The organism is Ravibacter arvi (assembly GCF_039540405.1).
GTDB classification, from domain to species: domain Bacteria; phylum Bacteroidota; class Bacteroidia; order Cytophagales; family Spirosomataceae; genus Ravibacter; species Ravibacter arvi.
This window is the reverse complement of the sequence record NZ_BAABEY010000036.1, coordinates 22,273-47,201: the sequence shown is the minus strand read 5'-3', so window position 1 is coordinate 47,201 and position 24,929 is coordinate 22,273. Positions and strand designations below refer to the sequence as shown.

Here is a 24,929-nt window from a genome sequence, read left to right as displayed (position 1 = left end):
GCAAATTAAATGGTCCGCTAATTTCGGTTGAAAGCAAGTCTCCGGCCCATCCTGGATAAATCGAAACGTCCGTCCGCATAAGCAAGATGACCGGACACCCAGGTATGGGTAATTTTCGAGTGAAAATCCGTCCCCGTAAACGGCGACCAGCCGCATTTCGATTGCAGGTCTTTTTCTTCCACCCTGGTAGCCGCATCCAGGTCGACCAGCACAAGATCTGCCCAGTAACCTTCACGCAAATAACCCCGTTCCCGGATCTGAAAACAATCTGCTACGGCATGGCTGGTTTTCTCCACTACCCGTTCCAGGGAAATCTTGCCTTCGTGAGCCAGCTCCAGCATAACAGGTAGCGCATGTTGCACCAACGGCAGACCGGAAGGTGCCTGCCAGTAATGTCCCGCCTTTTCCTCACGGGTATGCGGGGCATGGTCAGTGGCAATCACGTCGATGCGATCCTGCAGCACGGCTTCCAGTATCCTTTCCTTATGCGGCCTTGCTTTGATAGAAGGGTTACATTTGATCAGGTTACCGAGGCGGCGGTAATCCTCCGCATCGAACCAGAGATGATGCACACAGGCCTCGGCGGTAATGCGTTTCTCGTCACCGTTGGCAAGACAGATCCGGCCGTCACGGCGGTAGCCTGTTTCAAACAGCCCCGTTTCGTCCCCGGTGGAAATATGAAGAATATGCAGCCTAGTATTGTTCCGCCTGGCAAGCTCGACCGCAAAAGACGACGATTTTATACAGGCCTCCTCGTTTCGAATCAATGCGTGGATATTGTAGGGAACGTTTTCACCATATTGGTCGCGGTAAAGGGCCATCCTGGCTTTTACCGTCGCTTCATCTTCACAGTGCGTCGCTATCAGCATGGGCGCTTCGGCAAAAAGCCGCTCAAGCACTCCCGGCGCATCCACCAGCATATTTCCCGTCGAAGATCCCATAAATACTTTGATCCCGCAGACGTCATTGACGGGCGTCTTCAGAACTTCCGCCAGGTTGTCATTTGAAGCCCCCATATAAAAGGAGTAGTTCGCGACCGACGATTCGGCTGCAATCCGGTATTTGTCCTCCAGAAGCTCCTGCGTGAGTGTATTGGGCACCGTATTGGGCATTTCCATGAAAGAAGTCGTCCCGCCGGCTACAGCCGCGCGCGCTTCGGTAGCAATCGTGGCTTTGTGGGTCAGGCCCGGTTCTCTGAAATGTACCTGGTCGTCAATGACCCCGGGCAACAGGAACCGACCGCCGGCGTCAATCACTTTGTCTGCCGCTACATGCTGCAAATCCGCCCCGATTCTGCTAATCCGCCCATCTGCTATCAACAAGTCCCCGGGCACTATTTTTCCCTCGTTAACAAGACGACAATTAAGCAGCAGATACTTCATAAGGCGCATTTTTAATAAGTAAACAGAATAGCGGCAACGCGAACGCAAACTTATAAAATCCCAGGCCTTTAACTGCAAAAACAAATAAAAAGATAAGGCATTTCCAACCTCTTCCCCCTAAAACAGGTCATTGAGGAAAACACTGCCTGCGATGAAAAAATACCTATACTTGCTATTCTTCCCACTTATATCCGGATGCTACGATGACCATGGGCCAGGCGGGGATATCGTATTCGACGGAACGGGCTACCGCCCGATTTATGTATCCGAGGAAAAATCGAAGGAGGTGCTTACCAAGCCGGCCGAACCCCTTGCGGACCCGGGTAAAATCTATCTTCTGGAACCCTATATTTTCGTGAACGAAAAAGGTCGCGGCATTCACATCATAGACAACACCGACCCTAAATCACCCAAGAATATCTCGTTCATCTCTATCCCCGGGAATTACGACATGGCCGCAAAAGGCACCTGGCTTTACGCAGACAACTACAAAGATCTCCTGACATTTGATATCTCCGACCCCACCCAGGTGCAGCTGGTAAAACGGACGCCGAATATTATTCCCAGTGTGGGCGATTACCCCCCGCATGTAAATGTTTACTTTGAATGTGCAGACCCGGCCAAGGGTGTTGTGGTAGGTTGGGAGAAGGTATCGATGCCGGACAAGCCCAAATGCCGGCGTTAAAACCACAGGCAGCCACGAGTCGTGAGGTTTAAGACATGATGGCCTCCGTCAAAAGCCAACACCTCACACCTCACACCTCAAATCTCATACCCAAATGAAACGATTCTTTACACTATACACGCTTACTATCGCCGCCACCTTCCTGGGATGCACAAAAGACGGCTCCGGCTCAGTGACTCCCCAGGCGGGTGTCGGCGGCTCAATGGCCCGCTTCGCGATTACTGATGATGTTCTTTACATTGTCAGCCCTCAGTCGCTGGAGGTGTATGACCTGGCAAACCCGGCCGCACCCAAAAAAACCGCCTCAGCTCGCCTGGGCATTGGCATAGAAACCATTTACCCGCATGGCAAAAACCTTTTCATCGGCGCCAATGACGGGATGTATATCTATGACAACCAGAATCCCCTTCAACCTGTTTTACTCTCCCATTACCGGCACATCCAGTCCTGCGACCCGGTAGTTGTGCAGGGAAAATATGCCTATGTTACTCTGAGGGGCGGTACGTCGTGTCGCACCGGAAACCCGGTCAGTACGCTGGATGTGGTGGATATCTCCGACCTTAAAAACCCTAAGATAGCTTTCTCCCAGGCGTTGACGTCGCCCTACGGCCTGGGGGTGTATGGCAATCGCCTTTTCGTATGCGACGGTGACAATGGCCTGAAGTTATTCACCCTGGAAGACCCGAGAATGCCGGCCCTGGTGCGCACCTACGCCGACGTCCCTGCCTATGATGTAATTGTCCGGAACGCCGGTTCACTTATCGTAACCGGAAAAAAAGGGCTTTACCAATACGGATTCTCCCCTGACAAAAAAGATCTCACGGAATTGAGCGTATTGCCGGTTCAGGCGAATTGATGCTCCGTATAACCAAACCTTACCTCATCCGATGGACACGCCCTTGAAATCACGTCTCATCTCTCTTTTATTTTTTCTGTCCTGCGCCGCTCCTGTATGGTCTCAGACGGCAATTGATAAAGTACACAACGGAGTAATACTAAAAGTCGCGCCACTCACCCTGTTTGATGTTTACAACACCCTTACCGTGGGGGCCGAGATCCCTTTCAGGCATCGGCAGCTTACTTTTCAGCAAGAGTTTGGATACGGCCACACCGATTTGAGTTTATGGTACCTGAATTATTCGGAAGACCGGCCGGATCGTCACCATTTCCGGGCCAGGTCTCAATTGCGGTACTATGTCAAGGAATGGAAAAAAAACAGAATTTATTTCGCGGGGGAATATTTCCTGAGAAGATCCATAAACAACCAAACCCGCTGGGTTAACCAATATGATTATCAGAGCGGCAATTACGCCTACTCCAGGGAGTATACCTATAAAACCGAGAATATTGTAAACGCCGTGCACGCAAAATTCGGCGCACAATTCTGGCCGAGCGACCGGGTAGGAATAGAAATTTACTTCGGGCTTGGCTTGCGAAAGACCTTTATCAAATCGCTGACGCCGGACGTCAATATCTCCTGGGAAGACAACTATGACGCTTTCTGGGAACCCGAACATTTTGGATTTCACGGTCCTGTCCCCAGTCTGGCATCAGGGTTCCAGCTTTGTTTCCGGCTCGGGAAATAAGACGCTACCTTACATCGGCTACACAACGGAAACCCAGATTATTGCTCGCGCTGGTCACCTCACCCTTGTCGCGACTACCCGCTTTGTACCGCATACAGTATTCGTCACTGCACAAAAAAGAGCCGCCTTTCTGCACCCGCTTCACCAACCCCGGCTCATTGGGGTCAAAGCTGTCAGAAGGGCCTTTCGGGTTATTTTTCTCGCTTTTTACGAAGTAATCGTTCCGGTAAAAGTCCGAGCACCATTCCCATACATTTCCTTCCATATCAAAAATCCCGAACGGATTGGCGGCAAAGGATCTCACCGGGGCTGTGGTCAGGAATCCGTCCTCTATTGTATTGCCGTGCGGGAAGTGGCCCTGGAAAATATTCGCGGCCCATTTGCCGCCTGGCTTTAATTCCTCTCCCCAATAATAAAGGTGGTCTCCTCCCCGGCCGCCCTGCGCGGCCCACTCCCACTCCGCCTCGGTCGGCAAACGCTTACCGGCCCATCGGGCATAGGCATCTGCATCTTCATAAGAGATGTGTACCACCGGGTGATTTCCCCTTCCGCGCAGGTCGCTGGAAGGGCCTTCCGGCGTTTTCCAGCTCGCCCCCGGCGTATAGGTCCACCATGCCAACGGGTTGTCCAAAGAAACTGCCCGCGTTGGCGGCGTGAAGACTCCGGATCCAGGCACCAGCTTGTCGGGTGGAACACCCGGATAGTCGGCGGGGTTCAAAGGACGTTCGGCCACCGTTTTATAGCCCGTAGCAGCCACAAACCGGGCATACTCATCGTTTGTCACCTCTGTTTTATCCATGTAGAAGGAGGACACCGACACTTCGTGCACTGGTCTCGCATCTACAAATTCGTCATTTCCCATCAGGAAGGTGCCGCCCTTTACCAACACCATGCCCGTGGTGTCAAAAGATTTTCCGGGGTGGTCTGCGCTTGGTACGGTCGCCTCCGTTTGGGTTGAACCGGATGGCCGGCACGCAGCTGCAAGGACCAATATCGCCAGCCAGCCCAGCCCTCCGGAATTTCTTTTTGCCTTCATTCTTGTCTTTGTTTTGAAAATTTCTCCCATTCTTCAAAAAAATCCATCCGCAAAAAAGGTTGTCGCGGGGGGAGTCGAACCCCCTCAGAAGATTTTGCAGATCTTCCGCCCTTCCCCCAAGGGCACACGACTGACTGTCTGAAACCGCCACAATAATACACCATTGGACCGGTCACTCCGTCTTTATTTTGCGGACAATACCTAATATCATCGCCAGGCAACCTGCTCGTTTAGCGCTTAGCCACTCGTATGATCACTTGTGATCACCCATTTCCCATCTATTTTTTGCCATATCAAGGTAAAGTGTCCCGTTAAATCTCCTTTTTCCGGCCTCAGCAGCGAAAACTTTCCGATCATCTGTGCAACACCGTCCGAAAGGAAACGGAACACAATCACCTCAAATTTCAGTTTACCCATGGAGGTTTGGTCCGGATATCGCCTTTTATAGTTTTCATAGACCGGCTTATAACCATATGAAATGCCTGATGCCCCGGTGAAAGACAGGGAGTCCGATTCCCAGTATCCCACCATAAACGAAGCAATGTCACCGCGGTTCCAATCGGTCTCCTGCCGGTTTAAAATAGTAAGAATCTCTTTTCTGTCCTGCAAGGATTGCGCAGTCACTCCCAGGCATAAAAAGAGAAATAGTAGCAGAAAAAAAGCCTTTTTCATAATTTTGGCGACTTTCGTTGCAAAACAACTTTTTTTGGAAAACCATTAATCCCCCGGGCGATCATGTTCAAACGATTATTCAATAAGCTCGACAAACAAAAATACCCATTTGTTGACGGAGTGTATTACATTTTCATGATAATCCTTCTCATCATCGGTATCCTTTTAATCCGGTAGTCATGGCGCTTCCCTACCTGTTCATAGTCAATCCGAAATCAGGTGATTCGGCCGGCAAAAACCTGTCGCACCTGACCGATTTTCTTGAAAACAGGATGCGTGCACTGGGTCATGTCGCCCAGGTCGTCATAACGGAGGCGAAGAATCACGCCACCGAAATTACGCGGACAGCCGTCAATTCTTCGAACTGGCGGGCTATCGTCGCCGTCGGGGGCGATGGCACCATCAACGAGGTGGCATCAGCCCTGCTGCACACACCCGTCCCTCTGGGAATTATCCCGTCCGGGTCGGGAAACGGGCTCGCACGGCATCTGCAAATCCCGATGCACCCTGAAGGCGCTATCAAACGGCTCACCGAGGGTACGGAAGTCCGGATAGACTCGGCCAGGATCAATGACATCCCCTTCTTCTGTACCTCCGGGATCGGCTTTGATGCCGCGGTAGCGCATCATTTCGCGAGCTCCCTTGACCGGGGATTTAAAACCTACATCCGGTACTCGCTGGACACCTACAAAAAATACCTGCCGGTAAACGTGGCTTTTACCGGTGAAAATCTCCCGACTTTCCTGCTTACATTTGCCAACGCAGGGCAATTTGGCAACAATGCCTGGATAGCCCCCAAAGCAAGCGTCACCGACGGCTCTCTCGATTTGTGCCACATCCGCCCTTTTCCCGATTGGTATGCCATGGTATTGGGCGCGCGGCTTTTCTCGAAAAGTCTCGGCCAATCGCAGTACGCAACATACAGTACCTTTCGCGACCTAACCGTACATACCGATCAGCTGCCGGTACTCGCCCACGCGGATGGTGAACCCGTCACTATCGATACTACCCGCATACAGGTAAGATGCCTGCCGAAAAGCCTGTCGGTGGTCTGCTAACTCGACTGATTTTCAAAACATTACGATGAACCAGGTTCTCATTACCGATACGCCCCCTTCGCGTTTTGTCCGGATAGGCGACAAAGATTATCTCTGGTTCAGCGGTACTGATTACCTGGGTATGGCCTATGACGCCGCCTACCTTAAAATTATCTCGGACGGGCTTCCGGTGCTTGGCACTCATTTCGGCAGCTCCAGGAACAACACGTTACAGATTAGCGCATATAGCCGGGCGGAACAGTCATTGGCAACCTTTGCGGGCGCAGAAGACGCCTTGCTTGTCAGTTCCGGCATGCTGGCCGGACATCTGATCCGCACCTCGCTTCCGGATATACTGGCTGCTTTAAATCCGGGTTTTCAAATCAGTCAAATAGAAGCCCCCGGGCTTCACCCTGCCCTCAGGCGAGGAACACCGGTCAATTCTGCCTGGGAAACCTGGGCCGAAGCAACGGCCCGCTCCATCCGTTCGGCAGCTGCAGACGTATTTTATATCCTGTACAGCGATGCTATCGGTAGTCCAAAGCCCGTTTCCTTCCCCTTCGGCCGGTTCGCAGGCCTGGATAATATGCTGCTTGTAGTCGACGATTCCCATGCGATAGGGGTAGCAGGCCATTCCGGTTCCGGAAGCCTCGGGAAACTGACGGAATCAGGTATCTTGAATATCCTGGCGGTTTCCTCGCTCAACAAGGCGCTGGGAATCCCCGGTGGGGCAATCCTGGGAAGCCGTCTCCTGCTCGACGGGTTCAGGAAGACCGCAACCTATTCCGGCGCCTCGCCTTTTCCGCCGGTGTTTGCCCATGCGCTTGCCTGCATGGCCGGCGACGGACTGTACGCCGGGATCCATGAGAAATTGATGCAGAATACCCGCCGTTTTTTTCAAAAGCTGGATTGCAAAGAACGCTTCGACTACCTCCCCGATTATCCCGTCCTCACGACAACTGACGCCGGCCTAGCAGGCAGTCTCATGGAAAAAGGAATTCTATGTTCCAGCTTTCCGTATCCTGCAGCCGACGACCTCCCGCTGACCCGCCTGGTTATCACTTCCGTTCACACCGATGAGGACATCGACAGGCTGGCCGGGGCATGCAACAGGTACTATGCCTCCTGATGCTTCTTCCTGCGGATATCTGCTATTAAAGCTGCAGCAATAAGAGCCAGTAGCAATAAAGAAAACAGAAGATCTATCTTTCCGCCGGCAGACACCGACACGGGGTCGAAGCGGAACTTAATCGTATGGGTTCCGGCAGGTACCCGGACAGATCTAAGTACATAGTCCGCACGTAAAAGAGGGACAGGCGTGTCGTCGATGGTTACCTTCCATTCATTCCGGACGTTGTAGTATATCTCCGAAAAAACCGCAAGCTGCTCGATTGACGCCTTGCTTTCATACACCAGTTCGTCGGGCGTATAGCTCACCAGCCGGATAGTCGCGGTGCTGTCATGCCTGATAGAAAGGCCTTCCAGATCCTTTGCGAACTTCTGATCCAATACGGCCTCTTTGCCCGGCTTCAACGAGTCCAATGCAGCCATTTCAGCGTCCGCATTCGGCACAATCCTGAAAGAATCCACAAACCAGGCGTTCCCGAGCGCGTCCGGGTTGGGCCTGGCCATGGCCGCACCGTTCTCTCCTGCCGTCACGATATATTTGGTGTTAAGCATGTTAAGAATGCCGGGATTGGCACCCTCACGGGCAATCTGCCGCTCGAACAACTCCTGGTAGCGTCTTAGCTTGGCGCCGTGATAGCCGCCTATCGACTTGTGAAAATAAGAAGTGACCGCATTCTGAAAAGGACTTCCCGAAAGGTCAAACACACGGAAATTGAGGTCTTTATCCTTCAAAATCTGCTCGTCTGCCGCCGTCGGATGGAACACAACTTCCGCCTGCTCCTTTGAAACAAAATCGGCATTGTTCAGGTACCTTTTGCCGATGCCCATCATATCGGCTACAATCAACATGGCGAGACACCCTACAAACGCAACTTCCCGCATCTTTCCTTTCGTCCACAACCAAATCAATAAAACTACAATCGCTATAAAAAAGAAAGATCTGAAAGCATCCATACGCAGTAACCCGGCCCGGTCTTTCCCGATTGCCCGGACAATCTCCTCGGCAAAAGACCGGTCCTGGACACTTTGAGTCAGCCCGTCTACCAACTGGCTGTCGTACGGACTTCTGAAGCTGAAGAAAACCTGGGGCATGAGGGCGAAAATCAGGGCCAGTCCGCCCGTCAGGGCAAAGCTTATCAGCAAAGGGCGCTGCAAATTGTTCCAGGTCAGCTTGCCGGCAACTATAGCATGTACCGCCATAATGCCCAGTATAACCATAAATAGCTGGGAAAAAGCCAGGGTCATGGTAACCGCCCTGAACTTGTTAAACATGGGGAAGTAATCGAAAAAGAGGTAATTAACCGACGAAAAATTCTTTCCCCAGGCCCATACTATGAAAATACCGGTAAAAACCGCCAGCCACCATTTGACCCGTCCTTTAACTACAAAAAGCCCCAGCACAAACAGGAAGCATACAATGGCTCCGGCGTACGCAGGTCCACCCGTTCCGGGTTGGTCGCCCCAGTAAAGCGGGACCGGCAGCTGTCTTACGAAATTGCCTGCATTGGCCGCATCTACTCCCCTACCCGTCAGCACTTTATACGTTTCCGAGTTGTCCGACAACGCACTATTTCCCGAGCCGCCGCCAAACGCATTCGGGATCAAGAGGTTGAGTGTCTCAGCAACCCCATAGCTCCAATGAAAGGCATACTCTTTGTCAAGCCCGTTTTTAGGAGCCTCTGTTTTAGACCCTGCAGGAGCGGAAAGCTCCGAAGTGCCGCGAATAGTCGCCTTAGAATAGTCGTAGGCATTCCAGAGGCGGGTTGTATGAGACCCGATTGCGATAATTGCGGCAAGCCCGAGTGCACTGCCGATCCTGACAAGCTTACCGGTTTCTCCCTTTTTAATCAGTTCCACGCTTTCAAGGATCACGAAAACGATTAATGCAAGCCCTAAATAATAGGTAATCTGGATATGATTCGCGTAGAGTTCCAGCGACAGGAAAAGGGCCATGATTGCTGCTCCACCCAACCAGTTTCTCCGGAAGGCCAGCATCACACCGGCAATTACGCCCGGTGCGTAACCAATAGCCATTACTTTCGACAAGTGACCGGCTTCTATGCTGATAAGGTTAAAAGTAGCAAAAGCAAAAGCGACGGCGCCTGCAAATGAAAGCCCGGCCGACCCGGTAAGCACCCACAACAGGAGATAAGCACTGAAGAGGCTCAGGAAAAGTATGCAGGCGGGAACCGGGAGAAGGTGATACACCGCCCGGCCGATTTTCGTCGATAAGCTGCCCGGATAATCTGTGGCAACCATATAAGCCGGCATCCCGCTGAACATGCTGTTTGTCCAGTTTGCCCACTTCCCGGTCTTTTCATGGTATTGTTTCAGCTCGTGAGCCCCCGCTTCAGATTGGGTAATGTCATGCATATTAAGCTTTTTCCCTTCCAGAACCGGAGAAAAATACCCGAGTGAAAGTACGACAAAACCCAGAATACAAAGGACGTGGGAGCGCAGGCCCTTCCAGGAAAGCAAACCATTCTTAACCATAAACAGACGCAAATTAACTAACCGGCTAAAGCAATATCGGTGTGGCCATAGTCTCTTAAAACCCGCCGGCCGTACACTAATATAGCATTACCGCACAAATATAGAAGGAATGGGGCATGTACAAAGTATTAATTTTTAGTAAACAATTGTGAAATTTCCACCAAATACGAAAGTTGCTTTGCCTTCAATCCAAAATACCTAATAAATTTGCGTTCTATCCGGGCTAAAGGAAAATTATTCAATAAGCTCGTTAGAGGACTAGTTTTGCAATAACCATCAGTATATGAAGAGAATCGCTGTGTTCACGTCAGGTGGTGATGCCCCGGGCATGAATGCCTGCATCAGAGCAGTAGTAAGGGGGGCTCTCTATCACGGCGTTGAAGTTTATGGGATCAGAAGAGGCTACAGCGGAATGATAGCCGGGGATATTTTCCAGATGAACTCCCACTCCGTCAGTAACATCATTCAACGTGGCGGCACCATCCTGAAATCGGCAAGAAGCAAGGATTTCCTCACGTCGGAAGGGCGCAGGAAAGCCTATGACCAGTTAATAGGCCATGGAATTGAAGGACTCGTCGCGATCGGGGGGAACGGAACCTTTACGGGGGCACTTACTTTTTTTGAAGAATTCGGATTGCCGACCGTAGGAGCACCGGGAACCATTGACAATGATTTGTACGGAACGGACTACACCATTGGCTTCGATACGGCCGTTAACACCGCGCTGGACGCTATCGACCGTATCCGGGACACAGCCGGCTCTCACGACCGCGTTTTCCTGATCGAAGTAATGGGCCGGGATGCCGGTTATATCGCGGTTCAGGCTGCCATCGGTGGCGGGGCCGAAATGGTAATGGTGCCGGAAGTGCTTACGCCAATTTCGGAGGTAGTCGATACCCTTAAAGAAGGCTGGAAAAGATCCAAATCGTCGTCCATCGTTATTGTAGCGGAAGGCGACGACGAAGGCAGTGCCATCCAGATCGGCGAGAAAATCAAGAACCTGATCGACTCCGAAGACCTGGATCTCCGCGTCACCACATTGGGCCATATCCAACGTGGAGGTGCTCCTTCGGCTTATGACCGTATCCTGGCCAGCCGCCTTGGTTTGGGCGCACTGGAAGGGCTTCTCGCCGGGCAAAAAAATGTAATGGCCGGTATCATCAACAACGAATTGGTATACACCGCGTTCGAAGATACCATCCGGTTGCCGAAACCGATCAATGACGACCTCCTCCGAATGGTTCGTATCCTGAGTACCTAGCAGTAACCCAGGATCTTGTACACGACCATACCGATCCACTCATGCCAAAGGCGCTGAAATTCTGCAAAAGCGGCCGGCGTTGGAAAAAATTTCTTATCAGTAGCGATGCAGCCAGGTAGCTTCCCGAAATCAGAAGGGAAAGCATCTGTCTGCAAGCCCACTCTGTCGAAACATGCTTTGGCCCGCCGCATGTGGCTCGCCGACGTAACCAGGAGGTATCGGTCCTTTTTGTCGCGGCCTTTTAACATCTCAGCCACGAAAAGCGCATTTTCGCGGGTATTCCTTGCTTCCGTATCCAGGAGAACATCTTCTGCCGGTACCCCCCACTCGACCAGCAGCGACTTTGCCAGCTGAACTTCCCCGCGGTTTTGCTGTGTCAGAAGTTCATGGTCAGTGCCGGTCAGGATGAGCTTTTTGCAAATGCCACGCTTGTAAAGAAAAAAACCTGCCAGAAGCCGGTCCGAGCTATTTTCAAGATCGTAAAAGTCACTCGCCGGCCCCTGGCAACTGTTCACCAGGCCGCCTGAAAGCACGATTCCGGCTTCATAGCCCGGCTTGAGGCCGGCGATACTCCGCACCGGGTATTCCCACCCTTTCTGCAGCAATGCCACCAGGTAACTATTCGAAAGCAGGTAGATCCCCATGAAAGCAACCCCTGTCAGCCACCTGGTGCCCCGTTTTTTCGGGCGAAAAAACGCCACAATAAGCATGCAAAGCAGCACGTTATAGGGCATTATCAGGAAATCCAATAACTTTGACAGGTAAAAAAACATAGGATTCGGAATTAAACGGAAAAAGGTTCAGTTAGTCCTTACAGAGGGAAACCGGTTCCCAATGATCAAAATTATGAAACTGAGGTTGATTTTCGGGAGTTGTTTGCTGTCACTCTCACTTATTGCGGCCCGGGCACAATCCGGGTACGAAATTACAGTTACATTAAAAGGCCTCCGGGACACCACGTGCGTGCTGGGTCACTATAACCAGAGCAGGACATCGTTCATTTCAAAAGATACCGCCCGTGTCGATGCAGACGGGAAAATGGTTTTCTCCGGTGAGTCACTGCCGGGGGGAATTTACCTCATCCTGCTTCCGGGCAATGCTAAATGGGCCGAAATGGTCTATTCCGGGAAGGAACCGCGCTTTTCCATGACCTCGGATACCAGCGATATCATTGACCACATGGTTGTCGCCAATTCCAAAGAAAACGAGTTTTTTTACTCTTTTCAGCAAACCCTCAACAAGCAGATGGAGAAACTCGGCAAAATGGCTGATAAAAATGCTCCTGATGCCGTAAATCTGAGAGAAGACATGGAAACCTACCGGAAAGAATCCATACAAAAGCACCCGGAACTACTTGCCTCTAAATTCCTGAAGGCTATTGAAGGGCCCCAGGTTCCGCCGGCGCCCAAACTGCCAAACGGAAAGGACGACTCTACCTGGGTATTTAATTACTACAAGAACCATTACTGGGATCAAATCGATTTTAACGACGACCGGCTGCTGAGAACCCCTATTCTACAGCCTAAAATGGAGCAGTACGTCAAAAACCTGGTGGTTCAAACACCCGACTCCCTGATAAAAGAGGCGGAAGCGCTGATCAACCGTTCAAAAAACAAGGATTTCCGTCACTACCTCATCCGTTATTTTGCAGCAGAATACGAAAATCCGAAAACCGTAGGTACCGAAGCTGTTTTCGTACACATGGCGGAAAAATATTACCTGGGGGGTGAAATTTCACTTTCCGAAGACGGGCGCAGGCGTATCGGGGAGCGTGTCAATGTGCTGAAACCACTACTGGTTGGAAAAGTATTCCCCGAAATACAGGTCTGGGACCCGCAAAAAAAACCGCTTTCACTGGGTCCCCAGAGCGCCAAATATTTTGTAATATTCTTCTACTCTCCCACCTGCGGCCACTGTAAGGAATCGGCCCCGAAACTGTTGGAATTTGCCCGGAAACGAAAAGCCGAGCAGGTAAAAGTACTCGCCGTCGCTACTGAAAATTCGGAAGAGGAATGGAAAAAGTTTATTGCGGAACAAAAAACCGGCGATTTGATCAACGGTTATGACTTCAGCGGGCAAATTGACTTCCGGAATAAATTTGATGTCCTGTCCACACCGACCGTTTATGTGCTTGATGAAAACAAGCGCATCATAGCGCGTAAGATGCCGGTCGAGCAACTGGACGACTTCCTCAGCTTCTACCAGCGCAGAAGCCGGAAATAGACCTTAAACTACCTCATTTTGGATCGTTTCACCAGGTAATTGGTAAGAATCGGCTCGATTCCCTCCGAAATATCCGCCTCGATCAGGTCGATTTTATACTGGCCGCACTTCAGCTTCAGGTCGGTGTAATAGGCATTCAACCTTTCCCGGTAGATGGCACGGACCTGCGCCGGCTGGAGCTTTACTGCCTCCCCGGACTCCACATCCACAAACTCATACGGGCGCTCCTCAAAAGAAAAATCCAATTCTGTTTTGCGGTCGGTGACATGGAACAGCAAAACCTCGTGGAGATTATGGCGAAGGTGCTGCAGCGCAGAAAACAGGGCCGGGGAATTCTCAATATCCCCGAACATATCGGAGAAAAGTACCACCAGTGAGCGTTTGTGTATCTTCTCAGCAATTTCGTGCAGGACCGTCGCTACCGCTGTTTTCTTCTGCGGCTTCGGCTTCTCAAGCAGTGCCTGGAGCGACAGCAGGATTTTGTGAACGTGCGAAGGGGTAGACTTTACCGGTGTCTGGGTTTCGATCCGGTCCGAAAAAGTACAAAGACTGACCGCATCTTTCTGCTTCTGGAGCAGCACTGCGAGCGACGCGGCCGCTACCGCGCTGAAGGTAACTTTTCCGTACCCTTCAAGCGGGTAATACATTGAAGACGAGACATCCAGCAGCAACTGGCAGCGCAGATTGGTTTCCTCTTCGAACCGCTTAACAAAAAGCTTGTCCGTTTTACCAAATACCTTCCAGTCGATATGGCGTGTGCTTTCGCCGGTATTATACAGGCGGTGTTCCGCAAATTCTACGGAAAACCCATGAAACGGAGACTTGTGCAGGCCTGTAATAAATCCTTCAACAAGCTGTTTGGCCAGGAATTCGAGGTTACCATAAGACCTTATCGTCCCTAAATCCCAGTTACGGCTCGACATTCTTTCGTTTGGCTATTACCGTGAGTTCGGTTGCATCACCTCGGCGAGGCATTCACGTTCGTGTTCGAAAAGCTTACCTTCCGCGCCCACTACCCTCACCTGAACGTCCCCCACTCCGCTCCGGATCATTCCCAGCTCCTTTGCAGCAGCTTCGCTGACGTCTATCAGGTGGCTTTTTTTCCACGGACCGCGATCATTCACCCGTACCACTACATTCCGGCCGTTTTTGAGGTTTACAACCTCCAGTAAGGTATTATGGGGAAAAGTACGGTGCGCCGCTGTAAAAAGCCGGTTTCTGAATACTTCTCCGAAGGCAGTTTTTTTACCTTCGAAACGCCGGGAGTAATAAGAAGCCTTTCCGTGGATGGTCACCTCGGCGGTAGTCGCCCAGGGAGATGATAATAAGGTCAAAAGGGTTGTAAAACCAAGTAAAATGGTTGAGTAGATCATATTTTCAGACTTTTACCGTTGCCCACCCCGCTTCCAGTTTCCTTTAGAAATGTCAGACTCGCGGCAAATATACCAAAAAAGTTCCCGGATCAACCCAATATCCTTCGCCCGGTTCGCTCCGCCACCCCTTACAGTCAAATTAATGGCGTTTTCGTGCAATAAATTTTTTGCATTTCGTAAACTTCTCTAAATTAGCATTCGGAAAAGCATTTACATCAAATTTAAATTTAAGTGGAAGACAGAGAGAAAATCTACTCCAAAAGGGTTAGAGCAGGGAAACGCACCTATTTCTTTGATGTTCGCTCAACTCGCTCCAACGACTACTACTTGACTATCACAGAAAGTCGTCGTCACCAGCAGGGTGAAGGCTTCACGTACGAAAAGCACAAGATGTTTTTGTACAAGGAGGACTTTGACAAATTCGTGGAGGCATTGCAGGAAACTGTAGACCACGTTAAAAACGAGTTGATGCCCGAGGTTGACTTTTCGCAGTTTGCCCGGTCGGAAGAGCAGTATGATGAGGTGTCCGGGGAGACTGGACTAAAGTGGGAATAACCCATAGCCATCCCAATTGCGCTTGACATGTTGCCCTCGGCTCAACCCCGAGGGCTTTTTAGGTTGAAGCCGATCCTGGCGTCAACCACCCGCCCTTTTTACAACTTCACGGGTTAGCCACCGGATTATCAGGTAAAATCGCTAAATTTGCACCCTGATTTATAAAATTACGCTTCAGCAATCTGGATCATGAGTTTACAATGCGGTATAGTAGGGCTGCCCAATGTTGGTAAATCAACCCTTTTTAATGCTATTTCAACCGGCAAAGCAGAAGCCGCCAACTACCCGTTCTGTACCATAGAGCCCAACGTTGGCGTGGTTACGGTACCTGACGAACGGCTGGACATACTTACCAAACTGGTCAATCCGCAGCGGGTTCTGCCTACCATTATCGAATTTGTAGACATCGCCGGATTGGTGAAAGGGGCCAGCCAGGGCGCCGGGCTCGGAAATAAATTCCTGGCCAATATCCGGGAGGTAGACGCCATCGTTCATGTGATCAGATGTTTCGAAGACGATAATATTGTCCACGTCGAGGGTAGGGTAGATCCTGTTTTTGACAAAGAAATTATCGACGCAGAGCTCCAGCTGAAAGATCTTGAGTCAGTCGACAAGAAAATACAGCGGATAGACAAGGCTGCCAGGGTAGGAGATGCCCGGGCAAAAGCCGAGTTGGATATCCTGAAGCAATACAAAACTACATTGGAAGCCGGAAAAAATGCCCGCTCGCTTAATATTGATCCCAAAGACAGGGATGCGGCAATCGGGGATCTGCACCTGCTTACTGTGAAGCCCGTTCTTTACGTCGCCAATGTAGATGAAGGCTCCATGCTTACCGGTAACCAGTATTCGGAAAAGCTGAGAGAAGTTGCCGCCGCTGAACATGCCGAAGTGATTGTGCTTTGCGCCGCCATTGAATCTCAGATCGCCGAAATGGATGATCCTGAAGAAAGGCAGCTATTCCTGGAAGAATTCGGATTGACGAAATCTGGACTGGACCGGCTCATCAGCGCTTCCTATCAACTCCTGCAGCTGATTACCTACTTCACTGCCGGTGTTAAAGAAGTTCGCGCCTGGACCATCCACAGGGGCTGGAAAGCGCCGCAGGCCGCGGGTGTGATCCATACCGACTTCGAAAAAGGGTTTATCAGGGCCGAGGTAATCAAGCTTCCCGACTACGAATTGTACAAAACCGAAGCAGGGGTAAAGGAAGCGGGGAAAATGGCGGTTGAAGGGAAGGAATACGTAGTGGAAGACGGCGATATTATGCATTTCAGGTTCAATGTCTGAACAATTTGGGCACGCAGGCCCGCCGGTGACAACATAATGCCCCCGGCGGACGTTTTCCTTACACACAATACCGTCCGCTATGGTTCCTCGTCTGGTCATTCTCCTCCTGCTTCTGAGTGGTTTCAACGCTTTTTCACAAGACGCCTATAACCGGCTGGAGGCGCTCGACAGCGACGAGCTCCTGATCAAGCAAAAGGGAACAAGGCTGGTCACAAGACCCGGAGAACGATACCTCATTGTCGATCATTTTTCACTCTTTGGCGGCTACCAGCGGTACCGTTATTTCCCGGGCGAGCAAATCCGGTTCAGGCTCAAAAATTCCACCACGAAATTCAATGAGCAAATCGGCATCATTACCGACACCACATTTACTTTTGTACTTGTAAATGAGGCGGTTGGAAGAATGGAACACCGCGAAGTAGCCCTCAATGACATTCGCCTTATTAAAGCCACCAACCGGATCCCATGGGTCACGGAGGGTAGCATTATGCTCCCGCTCGCCGGCCTGGTTTACCTGGGAGCCGACTTCTTTAACCGGGGAGTCGACGGGAAACGCTTTACTACCGATCCGCAAACCCTGATTGTAAGCGGCGCCCTGGTCGCTACAGGCCTGATCTGCTACAAATTCAGCTTCCACTCGATTAAGCTCGGGAAAAAGAATAAAATAAGAGTCTTGCAGACTTATTGAAGCTTTTTTCACATCCATTTTCCCTCTTTTCCGGGCAGTTTCCCTTCATTTCCATTGGGCCATATTGGAAAATGTGTACTTTTTAAATAAATTTAAAATTCCACATTTTGTTCAGTAAGCAAACTAAATGGCATGAAGCACCTGTTTTCCCGCCGGTCGTTCCTTCGCTGGTCCGCCTTTTCATTCCCGGGATTATCCCTCAATACACCTTCCGACTCCGTAAAGCCGCTCGTTATTTCGACCTGGGACTCCGGGAAAACCGCCAATACTGCGGCCTGGGAGGTCCTCACTGCCGGCGGTCGCGCGCTGGACGCCGTCGAGCAGGCCGGTATCGCTATTGAAAATGAGCTCAGCTGCTGCGTAGGGCTGGGGGGCAACCCCGACCGCGACGGGTTTGTTACCCTCGATGCCTGTATTATGGATGAGAAGGCCAATATCGGCTCCGTTGCCTTCCTGGAGCGCATCAAACATCCCGTTTCCGTAGCGCGCAAAGTGATGGAAACCACGCCGCATGTGATGCTGGTTGGTTCAGGTGCACAGCAGTTTGCCGTGGCCAGCGGGTTTCCCCTTGAACCGGCAAGCCTCTCCAAAGAGGCGGAAAAAAGCTATAAAAAATGGTTGAAAAAAGCCGAATATAAGCCGGTTATCAATATCGAAAACCAAAAAAACACGCCGGGAAAAAATGCCGATGCGCCTAAAAAACTGGAAAACGGCCATTTTAACCACGACACCATGGGCACGCTGGCAATTGACCAAAACGGCGACCTGTCGGGCATGTGCACGACCAGCGGCATGGGCTTCAAAATGCGCGGCCGGGTAGGGGATTCCCCTATCATCGGCGCCGGTCTTTTCGTAGACAACCGGGTAGGCGCTGTTACCTGTTCAGGACAGGGCGAAGAGGTAATCCGGGTCGCCGGCGCACATTTGGTAGTGGAATTTATGCGGAATGGAGACAGCCCGCTCACGGCGTGCAAAAAAGCCATCCAAAGAATTGTCGGGCGGGACGAAACACGTGCCAAATCATTCCAGGTGGGTTTTATCGCAGTCAATAAAAAGGGCGAAACGGGTGCATTTTCCGTACAGCCCGGTTTCAGCTACACGGTAACTGTCGAAGGAGAAGAAAATACGCTCCGGCACGCCCAAAGCTATTTTTAGGGACGCCGCGGCGATTCGGTTTCCGCAGCGCCCCTCTGCTTTCTATTCCACCGTCAACCTTATCCCTTCCGAATGCGCTGTGAATTCTGGCGCATACATGCACTGTATGGTGGTAACCCCGTTGCTGAAATTGCCCTGGTGAGAAACCGTCAGCGGATATTCGAAAACATAGGTCCCTTTGGGCAGGTAGCTAAAGAAAAAGTGGGTAGCTGCATCGCGGGTAGACTCATAGTAAGCCAGCCCGTCCTGCCATTTGTTGCTGCTAAGTACATTTACCGGTTCCAGGCCGGCACCACGCATGTCTTTCATATGGACATACTCCATATCCCGGTCCACCGAAAGTTCTATTCTGACCGTCAGCTTGTCACCCACTTTAACCCGGTTGCCGGCTGCTAGCTCTTTTAAGACCGGGCCACGGTCGCTGTTCTCACGGGTATACAGCTTCTTTTTCATCTTCAGCGGCGTTTCCGAAAAAGTGATTTTGTCAAGGTTTTCGAAATATTGCCAGTAAACACCGCCCCAGGAGGGGCGCCCCTTGACCGTTTCACTTCCGGAAACAGACAGTTTGATATTACCCTGTCCGGCATTCACCTCCTCACCTGGGATACTAGTCTTCATATACCCGGTTCCGGCCTCTTTTCCATCGGCGGAAGAGAGGGTCCTGTCACCCATTACAACTGTTACCACAGGGTTGTCGTTCAGCCAGTCGCTCCCGCCGAGTAACAGTGCGTAACATGCCTCGGCAGTGGCTTTGGTGCTTTCCCAACTATTGGTACGCTTGTTGGCAAGTAGCCAGCCTCTGATCCCGTCTGCCATTTCCCGGTCTGCCGCAACTTCTTCAAATGCTTCGATCAACAGGGCATGCTGCTCGACCGGCGCATCCTGCCACCACCAGGTGCGACGTGCGGACTTCCAATAGGTCCCAAGCTCCTCGCTACGGATAGCAGTCTCTTTCAGCGATTTCATAATGGCAGCGGCAACCGTTTTATTTCCTGTCCTGGAAAGCGCCAGCGCGGTCATCGCCTGCAGGTACTTACCCTGTCCCGTCCAGCTTGCCGCGAGCCGCTCCACGAAATAGTCATGCGCTTTTTTAGTTCCTGAAGCGAACTCCACTTGTGGGAAGAAGCTGCGCATATACAGGTACTGCACAATCAGCGGCGAAGGCACATACTTTTTCAAATCCACCTTTCTCTCCACCATCTCACGATAGTCCCGGGTTATCCGGCTGTCGAGGTAGGACAGTCCGCGGGCGATTACCTGGCTTAAAACCTGCTCGTCGTCACCCGAAGGTTTTGCCAGCTTGCCCAGGTGCCCTATGCCCGAAAGTATGTATTGCGTCACATACCGGTCATCGGGTCCTTCTGCAAACCACGGAAAACTGCCCTCTGGCCGCTGCATTTTCTGCAACTTGAGTAATGCGCCGGCCGCCTCCGATTTCATGCGTACAAGGTCAAATAAAAGGGCAAGGTTACGCTTTTGCTCCGCTTCGCTCTTCGCGGCAAGCACCCAGGGTGTTTCCTCGAGCAGAAGCGCTTTAAGCTCCTGGTTCTTTTGTAAATTGGATAGCAACGCACTGGTATCGAGATCGCGCCAGGTCTTGAACACTTGCTCAATTCGCGGCGAGCTCGTTACGAGATGCCGGGAGAGAGCGTTGGCATAGTAGCGGTTCCAGGTCTGTTCGGCGCAGTCGTAGGGATACTCCATCAGGTAAGGAAGTGCCTGCACCGCATACCAAACCGGGTTCCCGGTGTATTCAACCGTCAATGCATGATTTCTCAGCGTACCGCCGGGCTTGCTGCGTACCAGCTTTTCCAAGGTATAAGACTTACTCCCGGTACCGCGCATTGACAACGGCAGTGTTTCGGTAGCCAACATCTGGTTGGTGAGGACGGAAACCGTATGTTCCTCGCCGTCCTGGAAATCACCGGCGACGGCTATCAACCGGATAACCACCGGCTCGGTGCTTTCAACCGGAACTGTCAGCGGAAAGGAAACAGCGCTGCTTTGACCTGCTGCAACGCTAAACGTCGTTTCGCTCGTTCCTGTACCGAATTTCCCGTTGAGAGAAGCCCCCGTGGCCGCATCCAGAATACTGATCTCCGCCTTTCCGCTCAGGGGTTTATCCGAAAGGTTGACAAAACGTGCCGCAATAGACAATTGATCGCCTACCCGCAGAAACCGCGGTATATTGGGCTGTATCATCAACTCCTTCTGTGTGACGATCTCTTTAGTGCTTAACCCGAAGGCAAGCTCCTTCGTATGGGCAAAGGCTTGAAATTTCCAACGGGTAAGCGCTTCGGGCATGGTAAAGGAAAAGGTAACGGAACCGTCGTCAGACACCCTCAGATCGGGATAGAAAAATGCGGTTTCCCTGAAATCCTTCCGGGTGGGCTGGTCTCCGGATACCTGGTTTTGCGCTTCCTCCCGCCCGCTGAAATCTTTCGAGTACTCTACCTTTTTACTTGTCGCATCAGCGGCTATTCCCTGTTCCATCGGTGCAGCCATCATGCTTTCGGAGCGGCTTTCCGCGATGACCCCGCCTCGTGCAGCCTTGCCGGTAACCATATTCCGGACCATCATACCCCCACCGAACCCGTCCAGGGAGTTCAATACATCGTATCGTTTTTCGAAATTACGATAGGAGCGGGGACCGCCATCGCTAACCGGTTGGGAGAACCGCGTACCGAATGACCCGTTAAAAGCCCAGAACTGGAGCGGGTAATACCCCGGCCAGACGACGGGTTTTTCCCACTGATGCCCGCGGAACTCGTCCAGCGATGCATCGTACATCGCCGCCAGCAATTCTGCGGCAACCCGTTCACCCTTCGCTCCCGCAACGGTCAGCGTCCATTTCTCCTGGCTTCCCGGCAATGTCTTATCGCGGAAGGTACCGTAAGTTATTTTCAGCTCCTTGTCATCACTTGGAACACTAACCTTCTCGTGGTGCTGGTACACCCGGTTATTTCTAACAAATACAAAATCGACGCCATAACCTCCCCGGTCATCTTCCGTTACAGGGAACCGGTAAGTTTCAACTCCTTTCTCCTGTGTCGGGAAAGTCCGGCTTCCCTTCCGGCGGTTGCCGTTCATTTTATCCACCAGTTGAATGAGGTATATCTTTTCTGCGCTTGTGCCCAACTGAATTACAGCATTGCCACCCGGGGCGACCGGTTTGCTCTCCCTGGTCCAGAGAAAAGCCGGCCGGCCCGGTTTTTCCTCCTTTGAATCCACGACTTCGATTCGCCTTACATCCTTTACCTCCTGTCCATCCGGGGCGGTGGTCACGAATTCCAGCTCATAAAAACCTGCTGCTGGCAATTCTGTATTTGCTAGGGGCCACTTTCCGCTCTCATTCATTTCCCTGCTTACTTTCAGCACTTCTTCCCCTTTTTGCCAGCTTGCCGGATTCGCTTCGTCATCATATTCATCCAACGGGAACAATTTCACAAAATCGGCCCTGGCCAGTACAAACTGATCCGGGCGCTCCCATTGTCGCTGACGCAACAGCCGGCTTTCGGGTACCAGTTTTCGCACCGTCAGCGTCACATTCGCCGGAAGAAATCCACCGTTGGCGTTCTCAGTACGAACAGCCAACGTCGCGAGACTGTCGCGTTCTGCTTTTTCTGGAATGTTCACTTTCAGAACCATTGGTTTGTAGCCGGCCGATACTACCTGCCGGGCAGATCGCGTTTCTCCGGCTGCATCGGTTACATCCGCATAGACCACATAGTCAAAAACCGGATCCTTATCAGGAGAAACGGATTTGTCAGGAATCGCCTGAAAACTGATCGTAAAACGTCCTTCGGCATCGGTAACCGTCTCCCCGCCGGTAATCTGTACAGGGGGAGAAACGGGCCACCAACCTTTGGCAAACCGCCAGGGGTAGGGGAAGCGTACCGCACGTTCCACCCGGTATTTGACTATAGCCCCATCAATCGGGTTTCCTGCGAACGCCTTGGCCTGGCCGCTGACCGGTATGGTTTCTGCCAGCTTTACGCCGATAGCAGGCTTCTCAATCTCAACCTTGTAACGAGGTCTTTTATAGTCCTCCACACTGAATGCCGCGGCTCCGCCGATCTGTTTGGCCTCAATCCTGAAATTGCCGGTAAGCCCCGTCACCGGCAATAAAAACTTTCCCGAAACCGTGCCGAATTCATTGGTGGTAATGTCCAGCGTATCAGTTACCTGTCCGTTTACGTCGAAAAGCTGCACGGTTACAGGCTTCGAAACCACGATGGACGACCGGCTCTCCCCGGCTTTTTTGTTAAGCAGAATTCCTTTGAAATGTACTTCCTGACCTGGCCGGTAAATGGAGCGGTCGGTAAAAAAAAACATCGTCTGTATATCATTGCTTATCCCAGGCTCCCTGTTGGTATAGAGGTACTGCTGGTCGTCAATCAATAAATGATCGCCTTTTCCGGACAACTCCAGGAACGTCCCTCCGCCCGAGGTGCTGCTATCGTGCTGAAGGCTGAAATAACCGTCTGCGTCGGTTTTGAATGTGCCGGCTTTTTCACGCTTATAGGAATGAGTAGTGTTGTCATAGCGCTGCCGCCAGACCTGTACCTGTATTCCTTCCAGGGGTGCTCCACTATCGCGGTGGCGCACAAAATAATCGGCTCCGCGGTTAACAAATGAAAGGTTCGATACGGAAAGCCGCGCTATCGACTGCGGTGTACCCGCGCCCGTCCCGCCGGAAGCCGTCAGGTAATAAGTTCCGATTCCAAGCGGATCGACCTTCAGTTCGACCCGGTGGTGCTGGTAGTCTTTCGTATCCGGAAGCGCCTGTTCCCAGGTGCGCAGGGCCGGTTCGGATTTCAATACCTGCCATAGCCTGGCCTGCCCCTCCTTCTGCTCAATTTCCCGCAATCTCCCGGTGGCTTTTACCAGTCGGAAATTTGCTTTTTGACTGTTTTTATAGGACAGCAGCATCAAAATCGGCTGATCAGGTAAGTTCACCTTTTCGACGTTGAACGACAATTGCGGGATAACAATAGACTGTTTCAGGTTGAAAAGATTAATTCCTCCCTCTGAATCCGGGTGCTTCTTACTCACGGAATCGGCTATCTTATAGGCCGTTACTGCAGAAAACCGATGTGACGTATCGCCGAAAGGCTGGTACTCCCCGGCTTTCTGTACGTACCATTGCGCCAGGAGGTAGGAAGCCTGAGCAGAACCCGGCTCAGACCGGTATTTTTGTGCAATATTTTTGAGTGCCTCCTGGTACAGCGCATCCCGGTCGGGGTGTACCGACTTCCTGTAAACATACCCCAAACGCCGGATGTCGGCATCCAAAAGCGCGGCAGGCTTGGCGTCTTTCAAATGAAACTTCAGGAGCCGCTGGTAAATCCCCAAAGCCTGGTAGTCGAGGGAAAGCGTATCTTTTGTACGGAATTCAAAGTTGCTGAAAGCCGCAGCGTCCGCAAATACTTCCGGCTGTCCCAACTCAAAGGCGTATGCGGGTTTCGTAACGTTACGCTCATCGTTTTCAAAAAAATCAAGCGCTTTGTGCGCCAGCAAATCAAACAGGGTAGGGCGGAGGCTTCTGGTATTTCCTTTGGTGATAATGGCATCCAGGGGTTCCAGTTTCGTCGATTTCAGGACAGTCTCGTTTGCTATCGACTTCAGATAACTTTCCCCTATCGCCTCCATGAAATCAGCGGTTGTCCACGTTTCGGTATCTGATGAGCGTGCTCCCGGTACATTGGTCCTGCTCATAATCTGCCACCGCATGGACTGGTACTGGTTGCGGTAAGCATCGGCAAGAATTGCGTACAAAACAGACCGCGCCGGCTCTTTGGCGGCACTTATTTCTTCCTGTAGCGACCGCACGGTGTATTGCCGGTCATCTTCCCTTAATTCTCCCTGGAGGCTCAGCCGTTTTACCAGTGCCTTGATTATCTGCGCGTCCTGCTTTTCCTTTTTTGCAAGCGCATAAATTTTGTCTACCTCTGTCAAAGCAGACTGTGGCAGGCCCTTGCCTATAAAATTGTCTACTTTCTTCCATTCCGTTTCATAGTTCCGGATGGATTGCTGTCCCAAAGCTGGCATAATCGCAATCAGAAGTGTAAAAAAGAGAATAATGCGGGTGTGTTGGTTCATCTTGTTGTGGTTACTGTTGATGATCGATCCGGTCGGCGGAAATTTTTGTTCAAAACGCTTTGTGGCCCTTGTAAGGTACAAATAACGCTCCGTTGTTTCTAAGATTCGCTGCTATTGACAAAAGTTGTAGGCAAAAGCTTAATTTCCCTTTGCAGTTTAAATTTGCGGCTTTGTTTTCGGGTGGCAGCGTCCTGATTTCGCGACCGGGACGGGCATGGGGCCGGGCCCGTCTCTCTTTTTTGAAAAACGAAATCCACACACGG

General features: G+C 51.5%; 19 protein-coding genes. 11 read left to right on the top strand and 8 right to left on the bottom strand.

Annotated elements, in window-relative coordinates:
- Positions 1-17: 17 nt before the first annotated feature.
- The gene (locus ABD852_RS19875; protein ID WP_345032115.1) at positions 18-1,382 is read right to left on the bottom strand and encodes a dihydroorotase; all 1,365 of its coding nucleotides are present in this window, start codon (positions 1,380-1,382) and stop codon (positions 18-20) included.
- 151 nt (positions 1,383-1,533) lie between these two features.
- On the opposite strand from ABD852_RS19875, the gene ABD852_RS19870 reads away from it, so the two are divergent.
- The 3 genes from ABD852_RS19870 (at position 1,534) to ABD852_RS19860 (ending at position 3,653) form a co-directional block, all read left to right on the top strand.
- Complete coding sequence (locus ABD852_RS19870) at positions 1,534-2,067, top strand: LVIVD repeat-containing protein (protein ID WP_345032113.1); 534 nt, start codon at positions 1,534-1,536, stop codon at positions 2,065-2,067.
- A gap of 94 nt (positions 2,068-2,161) precedes the next feature.
- Positions 2,162-2,923: an LVIVD repeat-containing protein gene (locus tag ABD852_RS19865; protein ID WP_345032111.1), complete on the top strand. Its 762-nt coding sequence runs from the start codon at positions 2,162-2,164 to the stop codon at positions 2,921-2,923.
- Between the two features lie 31 nt (positions 2,924-2,954).
- Entirely contained in the window at positions 2,955-3,653 is a 699-nt protein-coding gene (locus ABD852_RS19860) for a hypothetical protein (protein WP_345032110.1), read from the top strand.
- A gap of 4 nt (positions 3,654-3,657) precedes the next feature.
- Here the strand turns inward: ABD852_RS19860 and ABD852_RS19855 are convergent, their stop codons facing one another.
- Together ABD852_RS19855 and ABD852_RS19850 are read right to left on the bottom strand one after the other, a co-directional pair.
- Positions 3,658-4,689, bottom strand: a complete 1,032-nt coding sequence (locus tag ABD852_RS19855) for a formylglycine-generating enzyme family protein (protein WP_425568826.1) — start codon at positions 4,687-4,689, stop codon at positions 3,658-3,660.
- A 237-nt stretch (positions 4,690-4,926) separates the two neighbouring features.
- Positions 4,927-5,361 carry a YybH family protein gene (locus tag ABD852_RS19850; protein ID WP_345032109.1) on the bottom strand — a complete coding sequence of 145 codons (435 nt, stop codon included), beginning with the start codon at positions 5,359-5,361 and terminating at the stop codon, positions 4,927-4,929.
- Between the two features lie 179 nt (positions 5,362-5,540).
- Here ABD852_RS19850 and ABD852_RS19845 point away from each other — a divergent pair, with 179 nt between their 5' ends.
- Positions 5,541-6,419: a diacylglycerol/lipid kinase family protein gene (locus ABD852_RS19845; protein ID WP_345032107.1), complete on the top strand. Its 879-nt coding sequence runs from the start codon at positions 5,541-5,543 to the stop codon at positions 6,417-6,419.
- Between the two features lie 25 nt (positions 6,420-6,444).
- Positions 6,445-7,527 (top strand): aminotransferase class I/II-fold pyridoxal phosphate-dependent enzyme, encoded by a 1,083-nt coding sequence (locus ABD852_RS19840; protein ID WP_345032105.1) that lies wholly within the window; start codon positions 6,445-6,447, stop codon positions 7,525-7,527.
- On the opposite strand, the gene ABD852_RS19835 is transcribed toward ABD852_RS19840, so the two are convergent.
- Positions 7,515-10,019, bottom strand: coding sequence for a hypothetical protein (locus ABD852_RS19835; protein ID WP_345032104.1), 2,505 nt, complete (start codon positions 10,017-10,019; stop codon positions 7,515-7,517). The two genes, ABD852_RS19840 and ABD852_RS19835, sit on opposite strands and share 13 nt — an antisense overlap.
- 283 nt (positions 10,020-10,302) lie before the next feature.
- Here ABD852_RS19835 and pfkA point away from each other — a divergent pair, with 283 nt between their 5' ends.
- Entirely contained in the window at positions 10,303-11,280 is a 978-nt protein-coding gene (gene pfkA / locus ABD852_RS19830) for a 6-phosphofructokinase (RefSeq protein WP_345032103.1), read from the top strand.
- On the opposite strand, the gene ABD852_RS19825 is transcribed toward pfkA, so the two are convergent.
- Positions 11,277-12,053 (bottom strand): YdcF family protein, encoded by a 777-nt coding sequence (locus ABD852_RS19825; protein ID WP_345032101.1) that lies wholly within the window; start codon positions 12,051-12,053, stop codon positions 11,277-11,279. The genes pfkA and ABD852_RS19825 overlap by 4 nt on opposite strands.
- A 73-nt stretch (positions 12,054-12,126) precedes the next feature.
- On the opposite strand from ABD852_RS19825, the gene ABD852_RS19820 reads away from it, so the two are divergent.
- Positions 12,127-13,503 (top strand): thioredoxin-like domain-containing protein, encoded by a 1,377-nt coding sequence (locus tag ABD852_RS19820; RefSeq protein ID WP_345032099.1) that lies wholly within the window; start codon positions 12,127-12,129, stop codon positions 13,501-13,503.
- Positions 13,504-13,511: 8 nt separating this feature from the next.
- On the opposite strand, the gene ABD852_RS19815 is transcribed toward ABD852_RS19820, so the two are convergent.
- Positions 13,512-14,426 (bottom strand): DUF58 domain-containing protein, encoded by a 915-nt coding sequence (locus ABD852_RS19815; protein WP_345032097.1) that lies wholly within the window; start codon positions 14,424-14,426, stop codon positions 13,512-13,514.
- A 15-nt stretch (positions 14,427-14,441) separates the two neighbouring features.
- Positions 14,442-14,837, bottom strand: coding sequence for a septal ring lytic transglycosylase RlpA family protein (locus ABD852_RS19810; RefSeq protein ID WP_345032096.1), 396 nt, complete (start codon positions 14,835-14,837; stop codon positions 14,442-14,444).
- Positions 14,838-15,107: 270 nt separating this feature from the next.
- Between ABD852_RS19810 and ABD852_RS19805 the strand changes: the two genes are divergently transcribed.
- The 4 genes from ABD852_RS19805 (at position 15,108) to ABD852_RS19790 (ending at position 18,564) form a co-directional block, all read left to right on the top strand.
- Positions 15,108-15,431 (top strand): DUF3276 family protein, encoded by a 324-nt coding sequence (locus tag ABD852_RS19805; protein WP_345032095.1) that lies wholly within the window; start codon positions 15,108-15,110, stop codon positions 15,429-15,431.
- 189 nt (positions 15,432-15,620) lie between these two features.
- Positions 15,621-16,721 carry a redox-regulated ATPase YchF gene (ychF, locus tag ABD852_RS19800; RefSeq protein WP_345032093.1) on the top strand — a complete coding sequence of 367 codons (1,101 nt, stop codon included), beginning with the start codon at positions 15,621-15,623 and terminating at the stop codon, positions 16,719-16,721.
- Positions 16,722-16,800: 79 nt separating this feature from the next.
- Positions 16,801-17,409 (top strand): hypothetical protein, encoded by a 609-nt coding sequence (locus ABD852_RS19795; protein WP_345032090.1) that lies wholly within the window; start codon positions 16,801-16,803, stop codon positions 17,407-17,409.
- A 132-nt stretch (positions 17,410-17,541) separates the two neighbouring features.
- Positions 17,542-18,564, top strand: a complete 1,023-nt coding sequence (locus tag ABD852_RS19790) for an isoaspartyl peptidase/L-asparaginase family protein (RefSeq protein WP_345032088.1) — start codon at positions 17,542-17,544, stop codon at positions 18,562-18,564.
- A gap of 42 nt (positions 18,565-18,606) precedes the next feature.
- Here the strand turns inward: ABD852_RS19790 and ABD852_RS19785 are convergent, their stop codons facing one another.
- A complete protein-coding gene (locus ABD852_RS19785) occupies positions 18,607-24,666 on the bottom strand; it encodes an alpha-2-macroglobulin family protein (RefSeq protein WP_345032086.1) in 6,060 nt (2,019 codons plus the stop codon).
- Between the last annotated feature and the right edge of the window lie 263 nt (positions 24,667-24,929).

Bases quoted from the DNA above. Each gene is read 5' to 3' on its own strand.
- ABD852_RS19875 (WP_345032115.1), bottom strand. From the start codon at position 1,382: ATGAAGTATCTGCTGCTTAATTGTCGTCTTGTTAACGAGGGAAAAATA.
- ABD852_RS19870 (WP_345032113.1), top strand. From the start codon at position 1,534: ATGAAAAAATACCTATACTTGCTATTCTTCCCACTTATATCCGGATGC.
- ABD852_RS19865 (WP_345032111.1), top strand. From the start codon at position 2,162: ATGAAACGATTCTTTACACTATACACGCTTACTATCGCCGCCACCTTC.
- ABD852_RS19860 (WP_345032110.1), top strand. From the start codon at position 2,955: ATGGACACGCCCTTGAAATCACGTCTCATCTCTCTTTTATTTTTTCTG.
- ABD852_RS19855 (WP_425568826.1), bottom strand. From the start codon at position 4,689: ATGAAGGCAAAAAGAAATTCCGGAGGGCTGGGCTGGCTGGCGATATTG.
- ABD852_RS19850 (WP_345032109.1), bottom strand. From the start codon at position 5,361: ATGAAAAAGGCTTTTTTTCTGCTACTATTTCTCTTTTTATGCCTGGGA.
- ABD852_RS19845 (WP_345032107.1), top strand. From the start codon at position 5,541: ATGGCGCTTCCCTACCTGTTCATAGTCAATCCGAAATCAGGTGATTCG.
- ABD852_RS19840 (WP_345032105.1), top strand. From the start codon at position 6,445: ATGAACCAGGTTCTCATTACCGATACGCCCCCTTCGCGTTTTGTCCGG.
- ABD852_RS19835 (WP_345032104.1), bottom strand. From the start codon at position 10,019: ATGGTTAAGAATGGTTTGCTTTCCTGGAAGGGCCTGCGCTCCCACGTC.
- pfkA (WP_345032103.1), top strand. From the start codon at position 10,303: ATGAAGAGAATCGCTGTGTTCACGTCAGGTGGTGATGCCCCGGGCATG.
- ABD852_RS19825 (WP_345032101.1), bottom strand. From the start codon at position 12,053: ATGTTTTTTTACCTGTCAAAGTTATTGGATTTCCTGATAATGCCCTAT.
- ABD852_RS19820 (WP_345032099.1), top strand. From the start codon at position 12,127: ATGAAACTGAGGTTGATTTTCGGGAGTTGTTTGCTGTCACTCTCACTT.
- ABD852_RS19815 (WP_345032097.1), bottom strand. From the start codon at position 14,426: ATGTCGAGCCGTAACTGGGATTTAGGGACGATAAGGTCTTATGGTAAC.
- ychF (WP_345032093.1), top strand. From the start codon at position 15,621: ATGAGTTTACAATGCGGTATAGTAGGGCTGCCCAATGTTGGTAAATCA.
- ABD852_RS19795 (WP_345032090.1), top strand. From the start codon at position 16,801: ATGGTTCCTCGTCTGGTCATTCTCCTCCTGCTTCTGAGTGGTTTCAAC.
- ABD852_RS19790 (WP_345032088.1), top strand. From the start codon at position 17,542: ATGAAGCACCTGTTTTCCCGCCGGTCGTTCCTTCGCTGGTCCGCCTTT.
- ABD852_RS19785 (WP_345032086.1), bottom strand. From the start codon at position 24,666: ATGAACCAACACACCCGCATTATTCTCTTTTTTACACTTCTGATTGCG.